The sequence below is a fragment of the Nisaea sp. genome, from assembly GCF_039990255.1.
In the GTDB taxonomy this organism is placed as follows: Bacteria; Pseudomonadota; Alphaproteobacteria; order Thalassobaculales; family Thalassobaculaceae; genus Nisaea.
Window position 1 is genome coordinate 1,318,411 of the sequence record NZ_JBDXGG010000018.1, and the last position, 24,297, is coordinate 1,342,707.

Below are 24,297 nucleotides of genomic sequence, written 5' to 3' on the forward strand. Positions count from 1 at the left end.
TTAACAGGAGGAAACAGGTCCATGCAAATGCGGAGTTGGAAAGTCACCGATTTCGGGAAGCCGCTGGAAATGATCCAGCATGAAATTCCGGAGCCGACAGGTACTGAGGTGCTCGTGAAAGTGACACGCTGCGGGGTCTGTCATTCGGATCTGCATATCGGGGACGGTTATTTCGACCTCGGTTCCGCCGGGCGCCTCAACATGGGCGACCGCGGCGTGCCTTTGCCCCACGTTCTGGGTCACGAGATCCTTGGCGAGGTGGTAAAGGGTGGCCCCGATGCAGGCCCGGTTCCGACCGGCGAGACCAAGCTGGTCCATCCCTGGATCGGCTGCGGAGAATGCTCGATTTGCAAATCCGGACAGGAAAATCATTGCGCCAAACCGCGCACCCTCGGGGTCTACCGGGACGGCGGTTATCAGGAATATATCCTCGTCCCGCACGCGATGTTCCTGGTCGATATTGGCGATGTTGACCCCTCTGAGGCAACGCCCTTTGCCTGCTCCGGCGTGACGGTCTACAGCGCCCTACGCAAGGCGCAGCCCGTGCTCGACGACGAGTGGCTGGTGATCATGGGCGCTGGCGGGCTTGGCCTTGCGGCTGTCGGTATCGCCCGCGCCATGGGAATCAAACAGATCCTGTCCTGTGACATCGATGACAATAAGCTGGCCGCTGCAAAGGATATGGGCGTGACGGCGACCCTGAATATTTCCAGGGATGATGTGGCCAAGGCCCTCGCCGAAGCGACAGGTGGCGGACCGCGTGCGGTGGTCGATACGGTCGGGGCAAATCCAACAGCCAAACTTGGCTACGGATCGCTCGTCAAGGGCGGTCGCTATGTCATTGTCGGTCTCTATGGCGGCGATTTCACCATCCCGCTGCCCACTCTTCCGCTTCGCGCTGCCTCGGTCATCGGCTCCTATGTCGGCAGCCTGAAGGAGCTGAAGGAGCTCATGGAACTGGTCAAGGCAGGCAAGGTGAAGCAGGTGCCCATCGAGAACCGTCCGATGGACCAGGTTCAACGAAGCCTGGATGAACTCCGCGCTGGCAAGATCGTCGGCCGCGTGGTTCTGACGAACGACTGAGCTGAATGCGCCGGGCGACGTAACCTTGTCCGGCGCATTTATTATCAAGATTTTTCTTGTTTTTTATTTCGGGCATGGCTGTAATCGAGTGGTCACACACCATCCAGCCCGGAATATCTTATATGCACGTCCTCTTGCTCGGTGGCACCGGCTCCATCGGTTCAGCCATCCTCGAAGACCTGATTGCTCACGGCCATCATGTCACCGCCCTCGCCCGCTCAAGCGCGGCGACGGAGCATCTTACCAAAAGAGGTGCCGAACCACTTTCGGGAGATCTCACAGAACCAAGTAAATGGGTGCCGGTCGCAGCCGAAATTGATGCCGTAATTCAGGTTGCCGCCGCTTTCGATACCGACATGGGCTCCATCGACAAGGCCGCCCTCAAAGCGATCACCGCAACAGCCTCAGCACGTAACGCCCCTCTCCGCTTGATCTATACGGGGGGTTGCTGGCTTTTCGGCGAAACCGGCGACAGAATCGCGGACGAACGCACGCCATTCAGTCCGCTGCCAAGCTTTGCCTGGATGGCGGATAATTGGGAATGGCTGAACAATGAATCGAGCATTGCCCCCACCTTTGTTCACCCGGCGATGGTCTATGACTTGGCTGGCGGTGTCCTTCATCGCTATATCGATGCGGCTACCCAAGGTACCTCGATAGAGATATGGGGTTCAGCAGAGGCACGATGGCCACTCGTCCACCGAGCCGATCTGGCATCGGCCTACAGGCTCGTTCTCGAGCGAGGTAATTCCGGTGAAAGTTATTGTGTAGCGGCTGAAGACGGGGTCCAGACCGGCGCTCTTGCTGATGCTTTCAGAGCGCGGTTCGGTTCAGCCGCACCGCACACTATCCTTCCGGTCGCAGATGCTATCACCCGTCACGGCGCATGGGCTGCAGGCCCGGCGCTGGATCAACGAATGGGCAGCGGGAAGATAAGACGGGAACTTGGTTGGGTTCCGCAGCACAACGACGCAATTGCCTTGTTCAGCCGATAGCTCAAGGATCATCCGGTCTCCAATAGCCTATCAGGATCCCTTGCCTGTCCGCACCGCCGGTTCTGGCGATGATCTCGTCGTCAGAAATCGTGACGCGGAGCCTTCGGTTGCGGAACCAGGTAAAAAATTTCTCGTGCAGATCGGCGCGAATTGCAGCGTAGTCCGGGTCCGCGCCGAGGTCCATGAATTCGTCCGGGTCTGCCTTCAGATCAAAGAGTTGCGGGCGAAACTTCTCATGAAAAACATACTTCCAACGCTCTGTCCGAAGCATGAAACAGCGCGCGTCCATCGGGTCGAGATCGAGATCCGCACGGGCATCTCGGCCTGAATAGTCACTCTCCGAAACCGCAAAGGACCGCCAGCCGATATCTCTGCCTTCAAGCAACGGGATTAAGGAGCGGCCTTCCAGCCGATGATAGGGAACCTCTCCCCCCGCCGCCTCGACGAAAGTGGGAACGAGATCAATGGCCTCGACCAGCTTATCGGAGACAGTCCCTCGCGTTGCGTCCGCTGCCACACGCGGATCGTAGACGATCATCGGTATGCGCACGGACGCTTCGTGAAACAGGTCCTTCTCGCCAAGCCAATGGTCACCAAGATAATCGCCGTGATCGGAGGTAAAAACGATCATGGTGTCGTCCAGGCGGCCAAGCCGTTCCAGTTCGGCCATCAGGCGACCTAAATGATCGTCGATCTGCTTGATCAAGCCCATATACGCAGGAACGACCGTCGCCCGCGCCTCCGGGCGCCGGAACAGGCGGCTGTCCTTATGCCGCATGAACGCTCCGTAGACCGGATGCGGGTCCTTTTCTTCTCCCGCATCCCGGTGCACCGGCAGGATATGCTCCTGCCCGTAGAGAGAAGCGTAGGGCTCAGGAACAACATAAGGCCAATGCGGTTTTATATATGACAGGTGCAGGCACCAGGGCTGTTCGCCCATCTCATTGATAAAGTCGATAGCCCGATCGGTCATGTAGGGCGTTTCGCTGTCTTCCTCCCGGACCTGCGCGGCGCCGTTCGAATGTCCCCAGTACCAGCCGTCCAGCGTCGCGCCATCGCCGCCAAGCACCGAGTTCGCATGACTGGACCAGGGGTTATCGCCGGAATACCCCTTCTGACGGAGATAGTGGTTATAGGGCAGATCCGGATCGACGCTCCGGTCCGGGTGCAGGCCGTCATCCCGCTCAAAAGGCTCAAAGCCGCATTCAGAGACCAGCACACCGTGTTCGGAAACCGGATCGAGGCCAAGCCGCGCCATTCCCGCGCGATCTTCCTTCATGTGGGTCTTACCAGCCAGCGCGACCCTTAGGTCAAGCGGACGGAGATAATCGCCAAGGGTCCATTCATCGACACGCAACGGATAATTATTCCACCCGGCGCCGTGGCTGAACATGTAGCGACCCGTATAGAAAGACATACGGGACGGCCCGCAGATCGGGGACTGGCAGAACGCCCTGTCGAATCGCACCCCGCGCGCGGCCAGCGCGTCGATATGAGGCGTCTGGAGATGAGGATGACCGGCGCAGGAAAGGTAATCCCAACGCAACTGGTCGCACATCACAAAGAGGATGTTCCGGACTGTCTTTCCGCTCGACGGTTCAGACATAGGAAAGCGAGGAGACCATGAGTTCGACAGTCAATTTACCGCTCTCGTTCAAGGTGCGCATGGAGTCTATAAAGCCTGTCTTCCCCCGATTCAGCCAGAGACTCGTTGCTTCATCCCAGAACACCGGCCGCCGAAAGGTCGCGACCAATTCAAAAGACGCCGGCGGTCCATCCTCGGTTAGCTTGCCCATCATCCAGACCATAGTCTGCAGTCCTTGCGCCAGCGGTGCGCGATAACCGAGATTGGCAGCGAACTCCGGTTGGAAATGGATCAGGTTTCCGACGTCAGAAGAAAACAACGTAACATCTTCTGGTGTCATCATTTTTTCTGACTCCAACTCAAATCCGAGACGCGGATCTGATGGTGGAGATATTGATTTCCCTGTCGCGGCTGCGGCCCATTTCTCCTTGTCGGGTACCAAGCCGATCACATCCGCAGTAAGCGCGACTGTGCCGTCTTTCAATACGAACTCAAATTTACGATGCAACCGGTGGCCACGCGGAACTTCTTCATACGCCTCGATCCAGCCGCGCTGCGTCAAGGTTTCGCCGACAGCGACCGGCTCCAACTGCCGGAACCTCTGCTCTGTCTGCACCAGCCCATCAACCTGATGACCAGCCGCGCGCATTGCCTTGAAACACTCCTGCCCGAACAGCCCGGCCGCCGCCTGATCGCCATAGAGCGCCGGATCAACACCGCAGGCTTTCAGCCGACTGTCCTGATATTCCCGTGTCCGGATCACCGGCTGCTCCGTGAAGCGGAAGCCGGGGTAGAACTCTTCAGTCTTGGTGCGCGGCGCTGGAGCGGAATGAATCATCGTATTTCCAGTTCTGATCGGTTTCCCGGCTTACTAAACGCCGTGCCTTATTCTTTCTCCAAAATCTTCGGCGGCACGAAAGACGTCACCGGCGGCGGCGTTCCTTCATACTTCTCTATCTCGATCAGCACTGACTGCGCGCTCGGCCCCTGCCCGATCCGGGAGGTTCCGATATCGCGGGTTAGCACGTTCGGGTTGCCGTGTTTACAGAGCGATCCGACCACGCCCGGCTCCTCAGGATCATACCAGGCACCGGTCGAAAGTTGCACAACACCCGGCCGCACGGCATCGGAGATAATCACCCCGGCAAGGCAGGCTCCACGGTCATTGTAGAGCCGCACAACGTCCCCATTCTCGATACCGCGCGCAGCGGCATCCGCCGGGTTCATGCTCATCGGCTCCCGATCCTGGATCTTTGAGCCGCGGCTGACAGCACCGCTGTCGAGTTGGCTATGCAGGCGCGTCTTCGGCTGATTCGAAATCAAATGCAGCGGGTAAGTCTCGGTCAATGGCGAGCCAAGCCATTCATATGGCTCAACCCAGGCTGGATGACCCGGCGTGTCCGCATAACCAAATCCCGCGATGGCCTCCGAGAAGAGTTCGATCTTTCCGCTCGGCGTGGTCAGAGGATTGGCCTGCGGATCTTCCCGGAACTTCCGCAGCAGAACGACAGGTTCTTTCGGCTGAAGCACCTCCATAGCGCCTATCTCGCGAAAGGTCTCGAGATCGGGCAGCTCGAAATCGGCCTCCGCCGCACGCTGGCGTGCCTGATCCCAGAGATGGCGCAACCAGGCTTCCTCATCCCGGCCCTCGGTGAATGCTTCGGCAACGCCCAACCGCTCGGCAAGACCGGTAAAGACGTCATAGTCGTGCCGAGAGTCGCCGACCGGCTCGATAGCTTTTTGCATGGCGACGATGGTCTGCTCCCAGTGCGTCATCGATAGATCGTTGCGCTCCAGAGCCGTGGTTGTCGGGAAGACAAAATCCGCATGCCGCGCCAGAGCCGTCCACCAGATCTCATTCACGAACACGGTGTCCGGACGGCGGATCGCCTTCACCAGACGGTTCAGGTCCTGATGATGATGGAAGGGGTTTCCGCCCGCCCAATAGACGGCCTTGATATCCGGGTAGGTATGCGTTCCGCCGTCGAATTCAAAACTGCCGCCGGGATTGAGCAGCATGTCAGAGATCCGCGCGACCGGGATGAACTTGTCGACCGGATTACGTCCCTGCGGCAGCGCCGGCCATTTGAACATTTCGACCGGATTGCCGACGCCGTTCTCGGAGCCATAGCCAAGCCCGAAACCGCCCCCAGGCAAACCGATCTGCCCGAGCATGGCAGCGAGCAGGATAGCGAGCCAATAAGGCTGCTCTCCATGATCCGCGCGCTGCAGGCTCCAGGCGACCATGATCATGGTACGGCCGCCAGCCATACGCCGGGCAAGCGAACGCAGGGTCTCGGCCGGGACCTGGGAGATCCCTTCAGCCCATTCCGGCGTTTTCGGCTGCCCGTCAGTCGTGCCCAGTAGGTAGGGCAAGAACTTGTCGAAACCAACGCAATACTCGTCGAGGAAACCCTCGTCGTGCAGTCCCTCAGTATAGAGGGTGTGAGCCAGTGCGAGCATGATCGCCGCATCAGTATTCGGCCGCGGCGCGATCCATTCAGGCTCGACAATTTCGATAACGTCGTTCCGGATCGGGCTGACATTAACGAACTCAACCCCCATCTCGTAGGCGGTTTTCAGTCCTTCGAAAACAGTGTGCCGTCCAACACCGCCGGACGTCACCTGCCCGTTTTTCACAGGCACTCCGCCAAACATCACGACCAACTCGCTGGTCTCGGCAATCACAGGCCAGGTCGTGTGCCCGTCAAGCAGCTCCTTAAAGTGACCGACAACATGCGGTGTGATCGCCTGCCCTGCCGCATAGCTGTACGTTCCCTCATGGCGCACATAACCGCCCATGCAGTTCAGGAACCGGTGTACCTGGCTTTGCGCGTGATGAAAGCGGCCTGAACTGGACCAGCCGTAAGAGCCGCCGAAGATCGCCTCATTGCCGTGACTGTCAGCGATCCGCTTCAACTCAGCGCCCGCCATGTCGAGCGCCTCGTCCCATGGAACGGCAACATAAGGATCGCTGCCGCGCCCGTCGCGCGAGGCCGGTCCGTTCTCCAGCCAGCCCTTGCGGATCATCGGGCGGCGCACCCGCACCTCGTCATCGATCGCATCGACAATGCCCGGACCGATGATGGCCGGCGCCGGGTCTTTCTCGTAATCGCGCACAGCGATAAGCTTGCCGTTCTCAACCTCGGCGAAATAGGTACCCCAATGGGCAGATGTCGGTATCAGGCGGCGGTCGGTCTTGAGCGACATGGTCAATTCCCGGTTTCTATCCGCGACGACTATGAGACAGCCGCCAGATCAAGACAATGGAATGCTTGGCAATATGGACATCGCGGAATGGGACCGGTGCCGAATAACCTGCCACCCGCGCATGGACAGTTGCAACGGCGGCAGGCCATGATGTTGCAAATCAAATAGACGGGCAGGAAACAGATGGGCGGCGATTGGAGCGCTAACGCGCACAGCCTCTTCAAGGAACATGGAATCAAGCAGGTCGCTTATGTTCCGGATGCAGGCCTCAGCGGCATTATCAAAGCCAGCCTTGCAGACAACGACATCCAGACAGTGCCGCTGACAACCGAGGAAGAAGGCGTTGCGGTTGCCGCAGGTGCCTGGCTCGGCGGCCAGAAGTGCGCAGTCATGATGCAAAGCAGCGGCGTCGGCAATACGATCAACATGATCGCATCCCTGACCACAACCTGCGCCTTCCCGCTTTTCATGATCGTCACCATGCGCGGTGATTACGGCGAATCAAATCCCTGGCAAATGCCTATGGGGCGTGCGGTCGAGCCTGTGCTTGAAGCGGTCGGTGTGCGCTGCCTGCGCGCGGATACAGCCGAGGATGCCGCAGATGCAATTCAAGCGGGACTGATGATGTCTTTTCATGGTGGCGAGGCTGTCGCCGTTCTAATCAGTCAGAAACTGATCGGTGCGAAAGCGTTCGCAGCGCCAGCGGCGCAAGATGCGACAGGAGATTGAATATTGAACAATAACAAACTCTTCCGCCGCGACGTTGTAAAAAAATTGATGGCAGTACGTAGTAATGCGCTGTGTATCAGTGGTCTCGGATCCCCAACATGGGACCTTGCGGCGATCGATCACCGCCCGGAGAATTTTTATATCTGGGGCGGCATGGGCGGCGCGGCACCGACCGGGCTCGGTCTTGCTCTGGCACAACCGGATCGCACGATATGGGTGCTGACAGGAGATGGGGAACAACTCATGGGCGTCGGCAGTTTCTCAACCATCGCCCTGCAACAACCGAAAAACCTAGCCATCATTGTGCTCGACAATGAGCATTACGGCGAGACAGGCATGCAGGCCGCACCAACCGGGCGCGGCACAGATCTCGCCGCAATGGCAGCCGGCGCCGGCATCGGCAACACAATGACGGTCCGGAATGATGAAGAACTGGATGAATTGGTCGCAGTGTTGGAAAAAGGTCAGTTCCCTCTCGTTGCCGTGATCAAAATCGATGTAGCAACCGGTGAGACTATCATGCCACCACGCGACGGGAAGTTCGTGAAGAACACGTTCCGCAGTGCAGTGCTCGGGCCGGACAAGGCATTGCATCCGAACTGACGGCGCTCGCCGAAATGACACACCCCACAGAACCCCGACAGTCACCGCCTCTCCGCGACACGGTGACGGTTGTCTTCTTCATGATCTGGGTTCAACTGATTGGCTCGATGGCATCCCTATGGCTGCCGGCAATCGCGCCGGAGGCTGCTGCAGCGCTCGGCGTCGATGCTTCGCTCATCGGCCTGCAGGTCGTTGTGGTCTATATCGGCGGTATGGTTACCAGCCTGTTTGCCGGAGGTCTGGTTGCGCGGCTTGGTGCCTGGCGGGTTTCCCAGGTCAGCCTTTGTCTGTTCGCCCTTGCTCACCTCGTGATTGCCAGCGGAGAGCTGCCGCTGATGGCGCTCGGCTCCTTCATCATCGGCTTAGGTTATGGCTTGATCAATCCGCCGGCGGCCCATCTGATGTCGAAGATTGTCACACCGAAGAACCGCAATCTCGTCTTCTCCATCCGGTTTACCGGCGTACCACTCGGCGGCATCGCCGCCAGCACCTTTGCCCCCGCCATTGCCCTGGCGCTGGATTGGCAGAGCAGCATGCTGGTGACCATCCTCGCCGCACTCTCAATGGCGCTCGTCATGGAGTTCTTCCGGAAGCATTGGGATAGCGACCGTTCGCGTGCAGCCCCGCTCATTCGGTCCCCGCTTGCTGACATCAAAGCCGCCTGGAAACTGCCTGCTATCCGCTGGCTTTGCTTTACCGGGCTGTTTCTGGCCGCGATCCAACTTTCCCTGAATGCGTTCGCCGTCACCTTTTTGGTTGAGGAAACCGGCTATACGCTGGTCGCGGCAGGTCTCGCGCTGACTGCCGTTCAGGTTGCCGGCGTCATCGGCCGTATTGCATGGGGAGTTCTTGCGGATCGTATCCGGAGCGGATTTGCCGCGCTTATCATCAATGCACTGCTCACGGCACTGTCCGCACTAGCGACGGTCTTCATCGCGCCAGATTGGCCCGTTGGCCTTGTTTATGCGCTGTTTTTTGTCTTCGGGTTCACTGCCATGGGCTGGAACGGAGTGTTCGCCTCTGCCGTCGTTCAACACAGCCCTGACGGGAAAGCTGGCAACATGACTGGCGCCGCGCTCTTCTTCACATTTTCAGGTGTGATTGTAGGGCCAGCAATTTTCACACTCGGCTACCAGTTGCTGGGCACATACAGCGGCAGCTTCATGGTTACCGCTATACTGGCGGTTACCGGAGCAGGCACAATCGCACTGGCTGCTCGAGGTGCCAGAAAAAGCTTATAAACTCAGGAACCCAGCTTTACGGACCGCGCCCGGATCTCGCTGTAATCAGGATTCGGCTTCATATCATCGGTCGGATCCGAATACTCGCCGTGCTCAACAAAAAGCGACGCGCTCTCAAGAGCCGATTTCTCAACCTTTCGGGTCTCACGCGGGTTCAGCATACGGAATGCCTTATCCGCGGCATTGAATTCTTTCTCTTCGAGAGTCTTGGCCGCTTTCGCAATTGCTGAGTGGACAAAGCCTGACCCAACCGTGCGATCAATCGCTTCAGCGAGGATCTCAAGGCTCTTACGCTCAACATGTTTACTATCGACGGCACTCATTGCCTTTACTCCAAGTTGTCGCGTATTCAAGCCACAATACTTTATATTGTGGTGATTCGGCCAAATTTTTCCAAGCCCTTTTTATAGCAAATGCGATTTCACTGATTCATCACCGGATTAATCGCCTAACAACCACAACACCTTCAACATGCCAAGCAAATTGGACATGAACATTAAATGACGAAAGTTCGTCTCGATGAAGGTTTTTAAAGAATTTCCAATGCCTGTTTTCGACGCGGTGCTGGAAAGGAACGGTCGAGCAATGCCAGGTCGTCATCATCGAGAACAAGATCAAGGGCTGCCCTGTTCGCCTGCACATGAGTAGGGTTCGATGCTTTCGGAATAGCCATAACCGAAGGGTCCCTCAAGACCCATGCTAACGCGACCTGCATCGCCGTTACATTGTGCTTGTCTGCAACAAAATCCAGACTCTCGTCCTGCAAACGCCCCTGTTCAAGCGGCGAGTAAGCCATAAGCGGGATCATCCGTTCGCGCGCCCACGGCACAAGATCCCACTCGATTCCGCGTCGAGAGAGATTGTACAGCACCTGATCTGTCTGGCAGGCGCCAGGACCGGCGGCCTTTTCCCATGCGGCCATCTCCGCCACATCAAAATTGCTGACACCATAACCGCCGATTTTCCCCGACACTTGCAGGGCTTCAAAGGCCTCAATCGTCTCTGCAAGCGGATGGGAGCCCGGCCAATGCAATAGATACAGATCTATATGATCGGTTCCGAGCCGCCGGAGGCTGGCCTCACAGGCGGCGACCGTCCCTTTCCGGCTGGCATTGTAAGGCAGCACCTTGGATACGATAAAAACTTGGTCGCGCCTTCCCTTGATGGCGTCGCCGACAACCTCTTCCGCTCCGCCTTCGGCATACATTTCAGCCGTATCGATCAGGGTCATCCCGAGATCCACACCTGCCTGCAAAGCCCCGACTTCACCCTCATGGGCGCGGCCGCTCTCACCCATATACCAAGTGCCGAGACCAAGAGCCGAAACATTACGGCCGTCCGGAAGTGTCAGGGTGCGCATCGTCCGTTCCTTCATTGCAGTATTACTTAATCAACCCTCAGCGACCCGTCGGGCAACTGCGGCGCCGAATGCATCCGTGCTCAGCGCGCCGCCCATATCCGCTGTTCTGGTAGCGGCATCCGCAACACACGCCATGACAGCCAGCTCAATTGCGCGCGCGCTTTCACGCAGCGCGTTGCTGTCGCTGCGATCCGCGAGCCATTCGAGCAACATTCCTGTCGACAGCATAACGGAACTCGGATTGGCGACGTTCTTACCCGCTATATCCGGCGCCGATCCATGGGCGGCCTGAGCAACAGCATGCCGGCTCCCGGCATTGAGCGACCCAGCAAAACCGAGCCCGCCTGCGAGCTCCGCCGCTTCGTTCGAGAGGATATCGCCGAACATATTGGAGGTAACGATAACGTCAAACGCCGCCGGTTTTCGGACAAGGTGAGATGCCATGGCATCGACAAGTACTTCCTCGATCTCAAGATCCGGAAATGCGCTCGCGCCCGCAGTCACAGCCTCCAAGAACAGCCCATCGCTCAGTTTCAGGACATTCGACTTGGTGACGATTGTCAGTTTCTTGCGTCGAGTCATAGCGAGCTCGGCAGCAGCACGGCCAATTCGTTCCGCTCCCTGTCGAGTGATCTTGCGCACGGCGAGGGCCATGTCCTTATCCGGCATAAATTCTCCGCCGCCGGCGAACATCGTGCGAACCGCATAAAAACCCTCTGTGTTCTCGCGCACGATCACCAAGTCCATATCCTTGACCAACGCCGCATCATGTCCGACTGATCGGCTCGGACGGATATTGGCAAACAGATCCAGACGGCGCCTGAATTCGGCCGATGGATTGAGACCGCCTTCAGCGGGCGAAGGATAAGTTGCTGTAGAGACGGGGCCGAGAATAACCCCGTCCGCCGCCGACGCACTCTCGAATACGGGCTCCGGCAGGGTCGAGCCATCACGTGCGAGCGAAACTTCGCCGATCGCATGCTCATCGAGTTGCAACCCAAGCCCAAACCGCTGATCTGCGGCCCTCAGAACTGTCAGTGTAGCATCGACAATTTCAGGACCGATCCCGTCTCCGGGCAGAACAACGAGCTTCATGTCTTGTTTCCTCCAATATTTTCGTCCGGCATTTGGATTGCCGGATCGTCGAACCTCAGGGTGTCTGCTTGAGCATCCCGAGGTAGCATTTATTGAACGCGTCAGCCGCCTCGTACTGAACCCAGTGTCCAATACCATCCATAACGACAATTTGAGCGCCAGAATCCGCGTTCATTATGGCTGCATTCCGATGGGTCAGCATGCCCTTCGCCGTAATGTCCTCCCTGCCCCAGATAGCATTCCGCCTCGCGGAAATCAGAGGCAAATTCCTCAACACCGTGTCAGAGAGCGAAAGCGGTCGTGACCGGAATCTCGCCCGCGCCGTATTTGCGAGTTGAATATCAATAGCCAGATCGTCAATGCTCCTAGGATCGGCAAACATAAGTACCGCAAGATTGTTACGCGCTGTTGCGCGTCGCGTGGCCGCATCCATTTTCGGCTGAATCCGGATCAGACCGTCAGTCGGTCGCTCGCGCGGGCCGAATCCCGCAGCTCCTACCAGAGTGAAGCTGTTCACACGTTTCCCATGGCGAACAGCAGCTACGCTTCCGGGAACGGCACCATAAGAGAAACAGCCTAAATGAAACCCGGCGTCTGATGGGATGACCCGATCAAGCCCATCGGTCAGGATTTCGCCAATATGTTCCGCCGTTTTCGGATCTTCCGGCGCATCGCTATCGCCGAGTCCCGGAAGATCCGGCGCAATCACGGTAAATTCACGCGCCAGCGCCATGATGTTCCGACACCAGTGATTCCACGACCCGAATCCACCATGCACTAGAACAATGTAAGGTCCCTCGCCCCATTTGCGCCAGACCATTTGGCCATCACCGCATGGAGTTTCGATCACCTGTGCCTGTTCTTGGAGAGTCTTCAGGATGTTTTCCATCAAAGGCTTGATGTTTGCCTTTGCAGCAGATTTTTCAGACATGAGAATCGCGGAATTTCAATCTCTGGATAGGAATAGCGATGGTCTGTAGCATATATGCAGGCAGATTGGCCCTCCGTTTTAGGACCATTCCACGGTGCATGAGGCAGCAACTTATCAGTGTTGATTCGGGCACAAAGCAATTGACAACACCCTAAAATACATCACGAATACCGTCGTCAAGAAATATGTAAGCGAACTTTATGCCTGAAAGCTTGGAATCTCGGAAAGACCTGCTCGGAAGCCGACAGGTGCAGAGCAAGGCGTTCCAAATCTGGAGTCGCCTGCCCGAGAATCTGAAGGGCTGCATCTGGCTCATGCTCGCTTCGCTTATTTTTACAATTATGATGGCGGCCATCAAGGATGTGGGACAAAGGATTCCGGTCTGGGAAATCCTGTTCATTCGTCAGATTTGTGTGATCGTCATCCTCTCCCCCCGGATACTGCGGTCCTTTCCGCACGCGTTCAAAACCGACCGTCTGCAACTCCATGGAGCACGCATATTTTGTTCAGTTTGCGCCATGGCAACCGGCTTCACGGCGGTGATTCACATGCCTCTGGCCGATGTGACCGCGATTTCATTCGCTCGCACATTGTTCATCACGCTGCTTGCGGTTGTAATGCTTAAGGAAGTCGTTGACCTCAAGCGTTGGGGTCCGACGATATTCGGATTCATTGGCGTCTTGATCGTGTTGCAACCCAGCTTCGACGGGATCGATTACTACGCTTTCCTGGCGCTCGCCTCTGCGATTTTCCTCGCGGTTGTCATGATTGTCACCCGGGTCCTAACCAAGACAGAGAGCCCGGTGACCATCATGACGTACCAATCATTCGGACTAGCCGTCGTCTTCGCGATTCCAGCCTATATTTATTGGGAAACACCGACTGCGTTTGAACTCATCGCGATGGTGTTGATCGGCGGACTCATGTCCATGGCCCAATATTCAAATATCCAAGCCTACAAACACGGCGAAGCATCTGCTGTACAGCCGATGGAATATACCCGCCTTTTATTCGCGGGTCTGATCGGGATTCTGTTTTTCCAGGAGACACCGGGCCTACTTACTATCGTCGGATCACTGGTGATTCTCGCTGGAGCCATCTATTCCGTGAAGGAAATACGGAGCGAGCAGCGCGTTCCGGACGAGTAAGGCACTACCTGAATACAAGGTCATTAACCTGACTTTATAGAGGTAAACGTACGCCGGCCATCAGACCGCGTTTGCCGAAAGATAAAATTACCAAAATCCAAACCTTACAATCCGTTCAGCGGTCTCAAATTGAGAGATCCAGATTCGGAGGTAAGTTGGATGCAGCGTTATTTTACCGCGCCCACTCTTTGCTCGATATCCTTGATACGTTTTAAACCCGGTTTAATCTCGGAGTTAATGAACTCCAGGCGCTTCACCGGCCCTCCTCCATGGTTGGGAAACCGTGTCTCGTAGAGATCCATCTTCACGGCGAGACCACAGAGAACAGCACCAATGCTCACATGGTGTGCGGTGACCAATTCCTGGAACGACTGAAATGAGTCCGCACTGATATTGTCCCAGAAATCGTGGGAGCGGTGGTTGAAGTACTCAAATCGACCAACCAAGGATGTCGAAATCTCATTCAGATCGGACTCTATTTCCTTAAGGATTTTAAGCTGGTTTCGGTCGTTTTGGACTTGATAGTTGCTATGCAGCTCTTCCATCCAGGAGATGAAGGGCGGGAGCTGCTGCATGATCTTGTCGAGGCAGTTCCGGAAATATGACAAGGACAGGAATATGTCGCCATAGCGTTCAAGAAACTTCGGCACTTCCGTCAACTCAGTATTCAGCTCTTCGGCAAGAAGCTTCAGTTTTGCCATGGCTTCGTTCCGGTTTGGAGAAGCCATCATCTTGATGATCTGTCCGACGTCGTTTATCTCGTCCGACTGATCGCCACCATAAACACGCTGAATCAACGGACGTGTGAAGGCACGCATATATTCGGTCAGTTCAGCGCGCTTGGATTCGGAAAGCTGCAATGCCGAAAAATCTTCAAATCCGATATCGAGATTGCGCAGCTCGAGGCGAAGCGAATAGACGTCAAAAGACTCAAGGGAGGACAGCCTGTCCAGAATGATGAGGTCGTGAGACAAAGCGCCGCCGACATCCTGGAAATATCCGTGCAGCTCCTTTGGCTCGACCTGGCCGCTTCCCGATCCGCCATCACGAAAAAGCTCAATCGCGCTTTCTAAGCGCGCATTCTTAATCATGAAGGCTTTCTTAAGACCTGGCGTCTGCAAGGGGATGATTGAAAGCGGCAAGGTATGAAGCGAATCGAGGGCATCCTCGTCAACCTCGACCTTGTTCGACTTTTTATCCTGCAAATCCACACTCATAAAAAGCGCTCTTTCTTGTCCCGTACACGCGCAACTTATCAGCCATTGAGCTTAAGATTTAATAAACATAAGCACATCAGTATCCGCCGAAACAGCTTGCGACCTAGTTCGTAGACGATACATCATTTCCATATCGGCTTTCAGATCTAAAAGCCAAAATCTGATATGTCGTCGAAATTGTCTCATTTAAAAAAAGCCTAATGGCTATTCAACGCCAAATTTCGGAAAATCTCACCCTATATTCGACGCAAAAAGATATGCAAACCATGAACATAAAAAGAACATAAAGAGATCAAAACGGATACTTTTTTTCTTTTTCTTTTTTCCATGATTTTTGCGCTGATGATTCACGAGCGATTCACGTTTTGAAGCCTAAAGTCTCTTCAGACAAACACGGCGTCTCGCATAACCGCGACGCGAGGCAAACCAAATCACAGCTACAACCGACTTGGAGTGATAGATGCTCGAACGTTTAGAATTAACCAATCGGGATCCCCGTGGACGCGAACTCTATGTCCGCCACCAACAGGTTTATTCACTGCTCGAGCTGAATGTTCAGCTTTATCAATTGAAAAACTCAACCTGCGGAAGGACAGAACTTGATTGCGCGATTAAAGATACATCCCTTCTGATATCCGAACTCGTTACGCGCTTTGAAGAAGCCGCAGTTCAGACCCGCAAGGCTCTCGTTTACTCAGACAACCAGATTTCAGCTTTGCAACGGGCAGTCAGCATGCTGGCAAGTCTGCGCTCGGAGGATGCCCCCCTTACTAACCTGATGGATGCAGCGCGCAAAGTTGTAGCCGCCGGCTCGCAGCCTCGTTATGAGAGGCCACGCCTCGTCGTTTCAAACAGCTAGAAACGTGCCCAAAAAGAGTTTCAACGTCCATCTTGGACGAAACTGATTTTTGTAAGTGCTATCCCGTTGACCGTGGCCGAGAAACGCGATATTCCGCTTCGCAGTTTGATAGCCGGTTTAGCTCAGTTGGTAGAGCACCTGATTTGTAATCAGGGGGTCGGGGGTTCAAGTCCCTCAACCGGCACCATTGCCGACAGCTCGTTCATTGAATGCTATCTTAAGGCCATTGTTATTGATTCTGCGCCGCGACCAGTTTCTCGTTTTTCCCCTCAGTATCGCTAGGCCTCACCTCCGGTCGCCGTTCATTGCATAGAACGCGATAATGGTTCAGCACAGAGCATCGCAGAATTGATACGAGAGATTCTTCTGGAGACAGTCCCGCCAAGCACTCTTCTATCAATAGCCTTAGTTTTTCGCCCGGCGCAATGTCATCTAAAGCCGACCAAAACCCTGGTTCAAGAGCGATTGAGCGGCGCAGCTCACCTCCATCAGTTCCACGTAAACGAAAATGGCGCCGAACGAGGCAGGATCGATTTTTGTTAGCCACGTTGAACCTTCATAAATTTTGAACATCGATGCGGGACGAAAATTGATTTTGGACCGTTGATAACCCTTAGGATAAAATGCACCCTATAGGTTAATTCAAATTAATTCCATTAGGATTTTAGTATAATTAGAAGAACATAAGCCCTTATTATTACTGATAGCTGTGTTCAGTGAGAACGATGTTTTGGAAATGTAAGGTCGACAGACGTTCCCTCGCCAACGCGACTTACCAGATCTATCGTACCACCATGCAGTTCAATAAATCTCTTCACGAGGGAAAGACCAAGCCCGGATCCCTCATGGCTCAGTAAGGCCGTCTCACGAACCTGGACAAACGGCTCGAACACCCGATCGAGATGTTCTTTTGGGATGCCGGCGCCAGTGTCGGTGACCTTAATGTGCACACTTCCGTTAGTGTCACGTTCCGAGGTGATCTTGATCACACCGCCGTAATCCGTAAATTTTATGGCGTTCGAGACGAGATTCATCACCATCTGGCGCACAATACGTGTATCCGCACGAATAAAGGCAGCGTCATCTGCAACAATAAGATGAATACTGATCCCCCGCGCTTCCGCATGCCGCCTGAACCCGCGCCGCACGAATTCAAATGCATCGGCGAGCTCGATCGAGTCTTCAGACAGCTCGAATGTGGAGGATTCTATCTTCGATAAATCGAGCACATCATCAACCAGCGAAAGCAGATGTCTGCCTGATGACACAACATCGCTCGCATATTCGGCGTATTGCGGTTTGCCGACCGGGCCGAGCATCTGATCACGGATGATTTCGGAAAAGCCTATGATCGAGTTAAGGGGTGTCCGCAGCTCATGACTCATACCGGCGAGAAAATTGCTCTTTGCCTGATTAGCCGATTCAGCGTGTTCCCAAGCACGACGCAAACGTTTTTCCGTGCTGACCTGCTCATTGATGGACCGGTCTGCGCCCCTGTAGCCAAGAAAACGCCCCCCTGCCGAGAAACGTGGTTTTCCCGATGATGATATCCACGTCTTTCTCCCGTTTTCGGTATCTGATGCAAACACAAAACTCTCGAAAGGCTGTTTGCGGGCCATCATATCAGCGTGTTCTCTGAGGCCATCCTCCGTGGCGGTTTGGATATTGCATTCACTCAACCTTCGCCCAAGGAATTCACTTGCCGGACGCCCGGTGATTTCCTCGAAACGTGGTGAAAGGTACGTAATCCGTTGCTCCTGATCCGACTCCCAAAGGTAGTCAAAGGCAATTTCGGTATAATCGCGAATACGCGCCTCGCTCTTGGCCAATAATCCAATCTGCTTCAGCAACAGATAAATAGCGCTTGCGAACAACAAGTTGACGACAATGATGAGCAAGATCGGATCAATATATGAGACTGGCGCTTCATGGGACCGGATTTCAATCTGGTAGGTGCGGTCAAGTATATCCAGATCGTAAAAAAGAGAACTTTGAACCTCGCCACGTGGTCCCTCCGATTGGGACAGCAAGTATTCCCCGTCATAGTGAAGCGCCACTGAGATCGATCCCCTCGGGTCCAAACCGGCGATGCTGTCTAGAAGATCTGCAAAACGGAACACGACATTGATGAAGCCGCTAATTTCACCATTTAGGCTAACCGGAAAATAGCTCGCAAAACCAATCTCGCCCTGAAGTAAGGTGATCGGTGATGTGGCGTGAGCCAGTCCATCTGAACGCGCAGCAGCAATGGCTATGCTCGGAATCCTGAGAGCTGTCAGATCCTTGCCTCTGACCTGCTCATTACCATCGAGGGGGACGATCCAGCGCGCCGTCCCTGAGCTATCAACCCAGTTAACAGCTTGAACGCCTCTGAAATTTTCACGGAACGGTCGCGCTAGCGCCTCATACTCAGTTTTACTTGGTGGTTGGCTCTCGTTCTCCAATACTGCGGCGATGCCTTTCACCGAGAGAAACCGGGCCTCAAGATAGCTTTTCAGATTCTGACCAATGTGCGCACGAGCAAATTCATGATGAGCAACCCGTTCCTCATCTTCACGTTTTTCGATGGTGAAATGGGCGTAGAGCGTAACAGAAAGAACGACGAAAAAAGCAATCCCGGCGACAACAAGAGGAGACGCAGTGAGATGCGCTCGCAGACCAGACGAGATTCCGTTATCCGATTTATTCGAACCGCTCAATCTGCTTCCCACCTTGTTACATCAGAGAGAACACCGATAAACGCGCTGCGGAGAACTCATCAGGCCGCAGCCGCTCTCCAGCCATGAGATTTACAGAAACTCCTTTTTTAATAGTTAAGTTACTATTTTCGTCTGACACGTTAGCCTAGAAATTCGTCAATCCGAGAATGCCGGTGAGCTCTGCTCGCGAACCGGGCTGGGTCGCCGGTGATTCCTAAAGACTGCTCCACTGGCCAGACTTCACCTAATAAACGAGCTACGAGTAATTCGGCCGCAAGTGGTGCGGTAACAAAGCCGCGTGAGCCCAGCCCTCCAAGGATAAGTAGATCGCCCTCCGGAAATGTTACATAGCCCCGGCCCGCCGGCCTGCGGAAAGCGTCAGCCAAACTGGCGACATCCGGAACAGCACCGAACAGGGGAACGCGATCAGGGGTGGCCGACCGCAACCGAGCCCGCCCGGACCATGCGGCATCAGGCTTGTCCACGAGATGCGCGAGGGACTCCGGCATATTTCCGTGGTTATGGCGATGGTCTTCCTCAAGAACTGCCCAGCCCCAATCGCCTCCAATTCTGTTGGTTCTATCGTTGGTCGCACCGAGCATATGGCGACCATCCCGGACCGGAGAAAGATATCCACTCCAGGACAGAGCGCATTTCAAAGCACGGCCGGCACCCGTCGCCGGGGCCTCGGAAACCTGCCCGCGCACAGGCGTAAGCGGAATCCAGTGCGTTTCTGCAAAGCGCCGGTTGCCATCCCCAGCAGCAAGAAAGACTACATCCGCCTCCCCCGCTTGACCTCCATTTGAATCCAATAATGAATATCCTCGCGCGGTTCGCAAGACGCGGTCGATATCGGTTTCAATAATCGTCGTTGAGCCGATCCAGTCACGGATCAGGCGCGTGGGTTGCAAAAGTCCCGCAGACCGATAGAACAGCCCCGGACACCCCAACTCTATCCCCGCTTCCTGGCTGGCCTGTGACCGGTCAAGCAAATTGCCGCTAGCCGCCGGCTGCCACGTAAAGCCCTGGGCTTTTCTGGCCCGCAACAGCGTGTCTTCATCTTCCAGCATGACCATCACGCCGCACGGATCCCAACCAGCGCCCTCATCATATTGTGCAATCGCATACCGGTAGGCTGCCGCAAAAAACCGCGCCACAGCGCTGTCTCCAGCGTCCATCCGTGGCGTCACGAGTGCGAAAGCATTGCCGGATGCGCCCGCACATTGCCCAGCTCCGTCGTATAACACCGGGTCAATACCGCGCCGCCGCAAGGCTCTTACCAGAGACGCGCCCGCGATGCCCCCGCCGACAATAGCAACCCGATCCAGCCGCGACCGCTCGCGAACCGTCACTGCCCGCGCTGACAAAGACGCCCTGCTGTCCGGTAAACTAGGCAACTTTCGAGCGACGACCATTTCTCTTTTCCGCCCGAATCCAGGCACCTTGCAGATCTCGAATCCAAGTGTCGCAAGACTTCTCCTGACAGCCCCGGCCGCAGTGAAGGTGGCGAGGCTGCCGCCCGGAACCGCTAGCCTTGCAACTTCGGACAGGACCTCATCACGCCACATTTCCGGGTTTTTGGAGGGGGCAAATCCATCAAGGAACCAGGCATCAATGCGCCCATGCAGGCCGGATAGCATCGCCCCCACCTCACCGATGGCCAACGTCAGGACAACGCCCCATTCCTGGAAATGAATACGGTGCATTCCAGGTACGGGCTTTGGATAGCGCTGCCTCAAAGCACCCGCGATTGCCCCCAGTTCAGGCCAGCGTGCAAGCGCTCGGAAACACTCGTCGGCACTTAGCGGATAACCTTCAACACTGACATAGTGTAGCAACCCGCCCCGCGGCCGGATTTCCAGCCAAAGCTGTACTACCGCACAAAAATTCAGCCCCGTCCCGAAGCCGGTTTCCGCGATGGTGAAATCACTTCTCCCGGCCCATGCTAATGGCAACCCGTTTCCCTTCAGGAAGACGTGGCGACTCTCCGCAAGCCCGTCGTCCGCCGAGAAATAGACGTCTCCGAAGCGGCCGGAAAAAGGAGAATCGCCTTCTTTCCAGGCCATGTCCGCCGACATTGGATCCTCCGGAATCGACCGATCAGGCATGTGTCAGACCATTGGCGTCAGGCTTCGGGCCCGTCGACCTCGTAGGTTTTGAAATTGGCCGGAGAGACCACTTCGATAAGTTCAAGATCCGCCGAATGTTCAATCTCCCGGTGCTTGATCATCGGCGGTTGCATCACGCAATCGCCAGCCTTCATGGTGTGCACACCCTGCCCCTCATACTCGAAGCGGGCCCATCCCTTCAGCACATAAAACATCTGGAACTTGCAATCATGCACATGCCAGGCGCCAGTAGCGTTATGACCTTCCCGGGCACGGATGACGTGCGAGACGACATCGCCTTTCGATGCGCCCTCGATTCCCAGATCGCGATACTCGAAATAGTTTCTCAGACCACGCGCAACGAATGGATGCTCGTCGCCAACGTGATGCAAGAAGTCATGAGGTTCAGACATGTTTTTCCTCCCACTGCTTATCGTTTCAGTCTAGCTTTCGGCAGGCTCCAGCCTCAAGCAACACTAAAACAATGCGAGGCACTCAAAACGGAGCTGGAACCGAATACTTTCTGGAGAGAAACATGTCGGACTCAGATGCGGGCGTTTTGCCAGATGATGAACAGAAACGCATCGCCCTGAAACTCATCCTCGAAGCCTGGGATGAAGCGGTCGATAACGGTTGCGCCCCGGAAATGGTCGCCTCGTCCGCTATCTTTGCTGCCTTGACGGATATGATCGAGAACTATGGTGAGCAAGCTGTCGCGGACATGGTCGCCGAATGGCCGGACCGCATTCGCGAGGGAGAATTTACGCTTTCCCCAAAATAGCGATTGGGCCTCTAAGTAGCGATCAGTGCCAAAATAAGATTCGGAATCAGGTAACAAGTGGCCGTTAAGAGCCCAGTTACAGAATGCGTTGGGGAGAAACGCCTTGAAGGATGGGGAATTCAGCGGCCGCTCAGCGATTGTGACGGGTGGCGCAAAGGGTATCGGTCTCGCCGTCGCGATACGGATTCTGGAAAACGGTGGAAAAGTCACCCTTTGGGATCAGGACGCTGATGCCCTCGCTGCCGCTGCCGAAGCGCTCGGTGCTCCGGATGGACTGATCACCACTGCGGTCGACGTCTCTTCCGAATCAGACGTCTGCGTCGCCCATGCCTCGGCAACGGGCGCTCTTGGGCCGATCGATCTATTGGTAAACAGTGCTGGCATTGCGGGCCCGACCGTCTCCACAATCGACTATACTCTCGCCGACTGGCAACGCGTGCTGAATGTTGACCTTACGGGTGTATTTCTCTGCTCCAAGACCGTCGCCCCAGGCATGGTCGGCCGAGGATACGGCCGGATCGTGAATATCGCGTCGCTCGCTGGCAAGGAGGGCACCCCTAATGCGCCCGCTTACAGCGCGGCAAAGGCCGGGGTCATCGCCCTGACCAAATCCATGGGCAAGGAGCTTGCGGGCACCGGCGTGCTGGTCAATTCGGTTGCCCCTGCCGCACTCGAGACAGAGATGGTGGACCGGATGGATCCCGAACATGTGGAGGTCATGATCTCGAAAAGCCCGCTGAAGCGTCTCGGAACAGCAGAGGAATGCGCCTCCATGGTGTGCTGGCTGCTCTCCGAAGAGTGCAGCTTTAGTACCGGCGCCTGTTTCGATGTTTCCGGTGGTCGCACCGTCTACTGATCTCATGTTCGTCTGAGCAGGCTCTCCCGAAGAAGGAAATTTTCCGTGTACGAATGCCTGAAAGATGCCGTCGCCGCACGACCTGATCTGCAGCGGATCGGCCGTTACATGCATGCCCGGTTCCTGATCGAGGTCGGCGACACGCCCTATCATGTCACGGTCGAGAACGGTCACGTAACCGCGGTCGACACTGGGCCGTTCAAGATGCGGAGCTGGGATTTCGCCATCCGGGCACCAAAGGATGTCTGGGACGTGTTTTGCTCGGACATACCCCCCCCTGGTTATCAGGATCTATTTGCTATGACCCGCTACGGTCATGCCAGCCTTGAAGGAAACACGGCGCCCCTGCTGCACAACCTTCGCTATGTGAAGGAATTGCTGGCTCTGCCGCGTACCCTCCGCCAGGAGGCAGGAGAATGACCGCGCGTATCGAGCCGATCACAGGACGCTATATCAATCTGGATATCGAGGGACGGTCCTATCGGATCTACTTCGAAGAGGCAGGCAGCGGTATCCCTCTGCTCTGCCTCCATACCGCCGGCGCCCATTCCAGCCAATACAGGCACTTGATGTGCGACGAGGCTGTGACGGACAGATTTCGGGTTATTGCCTTTGATCTTCCCTGGCACGGAAAATCGAACCCACCCGTCGGCTGGGAAGGCGAGGAATACAAGCTGACCGACCAGTTCTACGTGGCGGTAATAGACGCTTTTTCACAGGCGATGGCGCTGGAACGTCCGGTGGTCATGGGCTGCTCCATGGGCGGACGGGTCGTGGTCCGGCTGGCTCTGGAACAGGGCAAAGCCCTCCGCGGTGTCATTGGGCTTGAGGGTTCCGACAGCCCCTCGCCCTGGTACGATAACAGCTGGCTTGAAAGCCCGGAGTTCCTGCGCGGCGATTTCTGTGCCGCTCTGGTTTCCGGCCTCGTTGCTCCGCAAAGCCCGAATGAATTCCGCTGGGAGACTCTCTGGCATTATTATCAGGGCGGGCCGGAGGTCTTTAAGGGCGACATGCACTTCTACCGCACTGACAGCGACTATGCCCAGGAGAGCAGCACCATCGACACGGGGCACTGTCCCGTCTATCTCATGACCGGAGAATATGATTACTCCTGCACGCCGGAAGACACGCTGCGTACCGCAGAGCGTATTCCAGGTGCAGAAGCAATCATCATGGCCGATATGGGGCACTTCCCCATGTCGGAGAATCCGGCGGCCTTCCGAGAGCATATCCTCCCGGTGCTGGCGAAAATTGCGGACAAGGACTGAATGGCTCCGGATCAACACGAGGCAGAGACGCCGTACTGGAAAACCACCCCGCTGGAACAAATGAATCCGGAGCAGTGGGAAGCCCTTTGCGATGGTTGTGGCAAGTGCTGCCTCGTCAAGCTGATCGACGACGTGACAGACGAGCTGCACTACACCGATGTCGCCTGTACCCTGCTTGACTGTCATTCATGCCGATGCGGAGATTACCCAAACCGCAAAGCGAAGGTTCCCGATTGCGTCATACTGACTCCGGGCGTGCTGGAAGACCTTATCTGGATGCCCTCGACCTGTGCCTATCGGCTTGTCAAAGAAGGACGGGATCTGCCGCACTGGCATTATCTTGTCTGTGGCGATCCAGACATGGTTCATGCCGCAGGTATCTCTGTCCGTGGCCGGGCTGTGTCCGAGGAGTTTGTGCCGGATGAAAAACTACTGGACCATATTGTCGAGTGGGTCGAATAGGAAAATGCAGCGTTAACCCTTTTCTCGACATCAGAAGGTTCCCATCTGAAGCCGAACGGAGGAGCAA

24 protein-coding genes and 1 tRNA gene are annotated in these 24,297 nt (G+C 55.9%); 13 read left to right on the forward strand and 12 right to left on the reverse strand.

The genetic code is table 11. The annotated features are described in order from the left end of the window. The first annotated feature begins 21 nt into the window (after positions 1-21). A complete protein-coding gene (locus tag ABJ076_RS16490) occupies positions 22-1,083 on the forward strand; it encodes an alcohol dehydrogenase (protein WP_348185284.1) in 1,062 nt (353 codons plus the stop codon). A gap of 122 nt (positions 1,084-1,205) precedes the next feature. Continuing rightward, complete coding sequence (locus ABJ076_RS16495; protein ID WP_348185286.1) at positions 1,206-2,078, forward strand: NAD-dependent epimerase/dehydratase family protein; 873 nt, start codon at positions 1,206-1,208, stop codon at positions 2,076-2,078. A gap of 1 nt (position 2,079) precedes the next feature. Here the strand turns inward: ABJ076_RS16495 and ABJ076_RS16500 are convergent, their stop codons facing one another. Genes ABJ076_RS16500 through ABJ076_RS16510 form a run of 3 tightly spaced genes read right to left on the reverse strand, consistent with a single transcriptional unit; the run spans position 2,080 to position 6,873 of the window. Continuing rightward, the gene (locus tag ABJ076_RS16500) at positions 2,080-3,684 is read right to left on the reverse strand and encodes an alkaline phosphatase family protein (RefSeq protein ID WP_348185288.1); all 1,605 of its coding nucleotides are present in this window, start codon (positions 3,682-3,684) and stop codon (positions 2,080-2,082) included. Continuing rightward, entirely contained in the window at positions 3,677-4,501 is an 825-nt protein-coding gene (locus tag ABJ076_RS16505) for a MaoC family dehydratase (protein ID WP_348185290.1), read from the reverse strand. Before ABJ076_RS16505 ends, ABJ076_RS16500 begins: the two co-directional genes overlap by 8 nt. Positions 4,502-4,548: 47 nt before the next feature. Beyond that, positions 4,549-6,873, reverse strand: a complete 2,325-nt coding sequence (locus ABJ076_RS16510; protein WP_348185292.1) for a molybdopterin guanine dinucleotide-containing S/N-oxide reductase — start codon at positions 6,871-6,873, stop codon at positions 4,549-4,551. Between the two features lie 183 nt (positions 6,874-7,056). Here ABJ076_RS16510 and ABJ076_RS16515 point away from each other — a divergent pair, with 183 nt between their 5' ends. From ABJ076_RS16515 to ABJ076_RS16525, 3 genes are read left to right on the forward strand one after another with little or no spacing between them, the layout of a single operon-like run. Next, the gene (locus tag ABJ076_RS16515) at positions 7,057-7,602 is read left to right on the forward strand and encodes a thiamine pyrophosphate-binding protein (protein WP_348185294.1); all 546 of its coding nucleotides are present in this window, start codon (positions 7,057-7,059) and stop codon (positions 7,600-7,602) included. A gap of 48 nt (positions 7,603-7,650) precedes the next feature. Next, positions 7,651-8,205 (forward strand): thiamine pyrophosphate-dependent enzyme, encoded by a 555-nt coding sequence (locus tag ABJ076_RS16520; protein WP_348198976.1) that lies wholly within the window; start codon positions 7,651-7,653, stop codon positions 8,203-8,205. Between the two features lie 14 nt (positions 8,206-8,219). After that, entirely contained in the window at positions 8,220-9,446 is a 1,227-nt protein-coding gene (locus tag ABJ076_RS16525; RefSeq protein WP_348185298.1) for an MFS transporter, read from the forward strand. A 2-nt stretch (positions 9,447-9,448) separates the two neighbouring features. Here ABJ076_RS16525 and ABJ076_RS16530 read toward each other — a convergent pair whose 3' ends face one another. From ABJ076_RS16530 to ABJ076_RS16545, 4 genes are all read right to left on the reverse strand, one after another. Beyond that, positions 9,449-9,769 (reverse strand): hypothetical protein, encoded by a 321-nt coding sequence (locus ABJ076_RS16530; protein ID WP_348185300.1) that lies wholly within the window; start codon positions 9,767-9,769, stop codon positions 9,449-9,451. Positions 9,770-9,975: 206 nt separating this feature from the next. Beyond that, the gene (locus ABJ076_RS16535; RefSeq protein WP_348185302.1) at positions 9,976-10,806 is read right to left on the reverse strand and encodes an aldo/keto reductase; all 831 of its coding nucleotides are present in this window, start codon (positions 10,804-10,806) and stop codon (positions 9,976-9,978) included. A gap of 30 nt (positions 10,807-10,836) precedes the next feature. Beyond that, positions 10,837-11,901, reverse strand: a complete 1,065-nt coding sequence (locus tag ABJ076_RS16540; RefSeq protein WP_348185304.1) for an isocitrate/isopropylmalate family dehydrogenase — start codon at positions 11,899-11,901, stop codon at positions 10,837-10,839. Positions 11,902-11,956: 55 nt separating this feature from the next. Then, the gene (locus ABJ076_RS16545; protein WP_348185306.1) at positions 11,957-12,832 is read right to left on the reverse strand and encodes an alpha/beta hydrolase; all 876 of its coding nucleotides are present in this window, start codon (positions 12,830-12,832) and stop codon (positions 11,957-11,959) included. Between the two features lie 200 nt (positions 12,833-13,032). Between ABJ076_RS16545 and ABJ076_RS16550 the strand changes: the two genes are divergently transcribed. Further along, positions 13,033-13,980 (forward strand): DMT family transporter, encoded by a 948-nt coding sequence (locus ABJ076_RS16550; protein ID WP_348185308.1) that lies wholly within the window; start codon positions 13,033-13,035, stop codon positions 13,978-13,980. Between the two features lie 167 nt (positions 13,981-14,147). Here the strand turns inward: ABJ076_RS16550 and ABJ076_RS16555 are convergent, their stop codons facing one another. Continuing rightward, positions 14,148-15,197: a hypothetical protein gene (locus ABJ076_RS16555; RefSeq protein WP_348185310.1), complete on the reverse strand. Its 1,050-nt coding sequence runs from the start codon at positions 15,195-15,197 to the stop codon at positions 14,148-14,150. Between the two features lie 460 nt (positions 15,198-15,657). Between ABJ076_RS16555 and ABJ076_RS16560 the strand changes: the two genes are divergently transcribed. Next, positions 15,658-16,056 carry a hypothetical protein gene (locus tag ABJ076_RS16560; protein ID WP_348185312.1) on the forward strand — a complete coding sequence of 133 codons (399 nt, stop codon included), beginning with the start codon at positions 15,658-15,660 and terminating at the stop codon, positions 16,054-16,056. A gap of 111 nt (positions 16,057-16,167) precedes the next feature. Beyond that, a tRNA-Thr gene (locus tag ABJ076_RS16565) sits at positions 16,168-16,243 on the forward strand. Between the two features lie 42 nt (positions 16,244-16,285). Here ABJ076_RS16565 and ABJ076_RS16570 read toward each other — a convergent pair. From ABJ076_RS16570 to ABJ076_RS16585, 4 genes are all read right to left on the reverse strand, one after another. Beyond that, on the reverse strand, positions 16,286-16,603 hold the full coding sequence (locus ABJ076_RS16570) for a ribbon-helix-helix domain-containing protein (protein ID WP_348185314.1): 318 nt from the start codon (positions 16,601-16,603) through the stop codon (positions 16,286-16,288). 166 nt (positions 16,604-16,769) lie between these two features. Then, positions 16,770-18,755: an ATP-binding protein gene (locus ABJ076_RS16575; RefSeq protein WP_348185316.1), complete on the reverse strand. Its 1,986-nt coding sequence runs from the start codon at positions 18,753-18,755 to the stop codon at positions 16,770-16,772. A gap of 140 nt (positions 18,756-18,895) precedes the next feature. Next, positions 18,896-20,833, reverse strand: coding sequence for an FAD-dependent 5-carboxymethylaminomethyl-2-thiouridine(34) oxidoreductase MnmC (gene mnmC / locus ABJ076_RS16580; RefSeq protein WP_348185318.1), 1,938 nt, complete (start codon positions 20,831-20,833; stop codon positions 18,896-18,898). Between the two features lie 47 nt (positions 20,834-20,880). Continuing rightward, positions 20,881-21,276 (reverse strand): cupin domain-containing protein, encoded by a 396-nt coding sequence (locus tag ABJ076_RS16585; protein WP_348185320.1) that lies wholly within the window; start codon positions 21,274-21,276, stop codon positions 20,881-20,883. A gap of 122 nt (positions 21,277-21,398) precedes the next feature. On the opposite strand from ABJ076_RS16585, the gene ABJ076_RS16590 reads away from it, so the two are divergent. From ABJ076_RS16590 to ABJ076_RS16610, 5 genes are all read left to right on the forward strand, one after another. After that, positions 21,399-21,644, forward strand: a complete 246-nt coding sequence (locus ABJ076_RS16590) for a hypothetical protein (protein ID WP_348185322.1) — start codon at positions 21,399-21,401, stop codon at positions 21,642-21,644. Between the two features lie 103 nt (positions 21,645-21,747). Further along, positions 21,748-22,500, forward strand: coding sequence for an SDR family NAD(P)-dependent oxidoreductase (locus ABJ076_RS16595; RefSeq protein ID WP_348185325.1), 753 nt, complete (start codon positions 21,748-21,750; stop codon positions 22,498-22,500). 45 nt (positions 22,501-22,545) lie between these two features. After that, positions 22,546-22,920, forward strand: coding sequence for a hypothetical protein (locus ABJ076_RS16600; RefSeq protein WP_348185327.1), 375 nt, complete (start codon positions 22,546-22,548; stop codon positions 22,918-22,920). Continuing rightward, complete coding sequence (locus ABJ076_RS16605) at positions 22,917-23,768, forward strand: alpha/beta hydrolase (protein ID WP_348185330.1); 852 nt, start codon at positions 22,917-22,919, stop codon at positions 23,766-23,768. Before ABJ076_RS16600 ends, ABJ076_RS16605 begins: the two co-directional genes overlap by 4 nt. Then, positions 23,769-24,230 carry a YcgN family cysteine cluster protein gene (locus ABJ076_RS16610; RefSeq protein ID WP_348185333.1) on the forward strand — a complete coding sequence of 154 codons (462 nt, stop codon included), beginning with the start codon at positions 23,769-23,771 and terminating at the stop codon, positions 24,228-24,230. Positions 24,231-24,297: the final 67 nt, after the last annotated feature.

What these genes read in the sequence shown, in the direction of transcription:
- ABJ076_RS16490 (WP_348185284.1), top strand. Translation starts at nt 22, where the DNA reads ATGCAAATGCGGAGTTGGAAAGTCACCGATTTCGGGAAGCCGCTGGAA.
- ABJ076_RS16495 (WP_348185286.1), top strand. Translation starts at nt 1,206, where the DNA reads ATGCACGTCCTCTTGCTCGGTGGCACCGGCTCCATCGGTTCAGCCATC.
- ABJ076_RS16500 (WP_348185288.1), bottom strand. Translation starts at nt 3,684, where the DNA reads ATGTCTGAACCGTCGAGCGGAAAGACAGTCCGGAACATCCTCTTTGTG.
- ABJ076_RS16505 (WP_348185290.1), bottom strand. Translation starts at nt 4,501, where the DNA reads ATGATTCATTCCGCTCCAGCGCCGCGCACCAAGACTGAAGAGTTCTAC.
- ABJ076_RS16510 (WP_348185292.1), bottom strand. Translation starts at nt 6,873, where the DNA reads ATGTCGCTCAAGACCGACCGCCGCCTGATACCGACATCTGCCCATTGG.
- ABJ076_RS16515 (WP_348185294.1), top strand. Translation starts at nt 7,057, where the DNA reads ATGGGCGGCGATTGGAGCGCTAACGCGCACAGCCTCTTCAAGGAACAT.
- ABJ076_RS16520 (WP_348198976.1), top strand. Translation starts at nt 7,651, where the DNA reads ATGGCAGTACGTAGTAATGCGCTGTGTATCAGTGGTCTCGGATCCCCA.
- ABJ076_RS16525 (WP_348185298.1), top strand. Translation starts at nt 8,220, where the DNA reads ATGACACACCCCACAGAACCCCGACAGTCACCGCCTCTCCGCGACACG.
- ABJ076_RS16530 (WP_348185300.1), bottom strand. Translation starts at nt 9,769, where the DNA reads ATGAGTGCCGTCGATAGTAAACATGTTGAGCGTAAGAGCCTTGAGATC.
- ABJ076_RS16535 (WP_348185302.1), bottom strand. Translation starts at nt 10,806, where the DNA reads ATGCGCACCCTGACACTTCCGGACGGCCGTAATGTTTCGGCTCTTGGT.
- ABJ076_RS16540 (WP_348185304.1), bottom strand. Translation starts at nt 11,901, where the DNA reads ATGAAGCTCGTTGTTCTGCCCGGAGACGGGATCGGTCCTGAAATTGTC.
- ABJ076_RS16545 (WP_348185306.1), bottom strand. Translation starts at nt 12,832, where the DNA reads ATGTCTGAAAAATCTGCTGCAAAGGCAAACATCAAGCCTTTGATGGAA.
- ABJ076_RS16550 (WP_348185308.1), top strand. Translation starts at nt 13,033, where the DNA reads ATGCCTGAAAGCTTGGAATCTCGGAAAGACCTGCTCGGAAGCCGACAG.
- ABJ076_RS16555 (WP_348185310.1), bottom strand. Translation starts at nt 15,197, where the DNA reads ATGAGTGTGGATTTGCAGGATAAAAAGTCGAACAAGGTCGAGGTTGAC.
- ABJ076_RS16560 (WP_348185312.1), top strand. Translation starts at nt 15,658, where the DNA reads ATGCTCGAACGTTTAGAATTAACCAATCGGGATCCCCGTGGACGCGAA.
- mnmC (WP_348185318.1), bottom strand. Translation starts at nt 20,833, where the DNA reads ATGTCGGCGGACATGGCCTGGAAAGAAGGCGATTCTCCTTTTTCCGGC.
- ABJ076_RS16585 (WP_348185320.1), bottom strand. Translation starts at nt 21,276, where the DNA reads ATGTCTGAACCTCATGACTTCTTGCATCACGTTGGCGACGAGCATCCA.
- ABJ076_RS16590 (WP_348185322.1), top strand. Translation starts at nt 21,399, where the DNA reads ATGTCGGACTCAGATGCGGGCGTTTTGCCAGATGATGAACAGAAACGC.
- ABJ076_RS16605 (WP_348185330.1), top strand. Translation starts at nt 22,917, where the DNA reads ATGACCGCGCGTATCGAGCCGATCACAGGACGCTATATCAATCTGGAT.
- ABJ076_RS16610 (WP_348185333.1), top strand. Translation starts at nt 23,769, where the DNA reads ATGGCTCCGGATCAACACGAGGCAGAGACGCCGTACTGGAAAACCACC.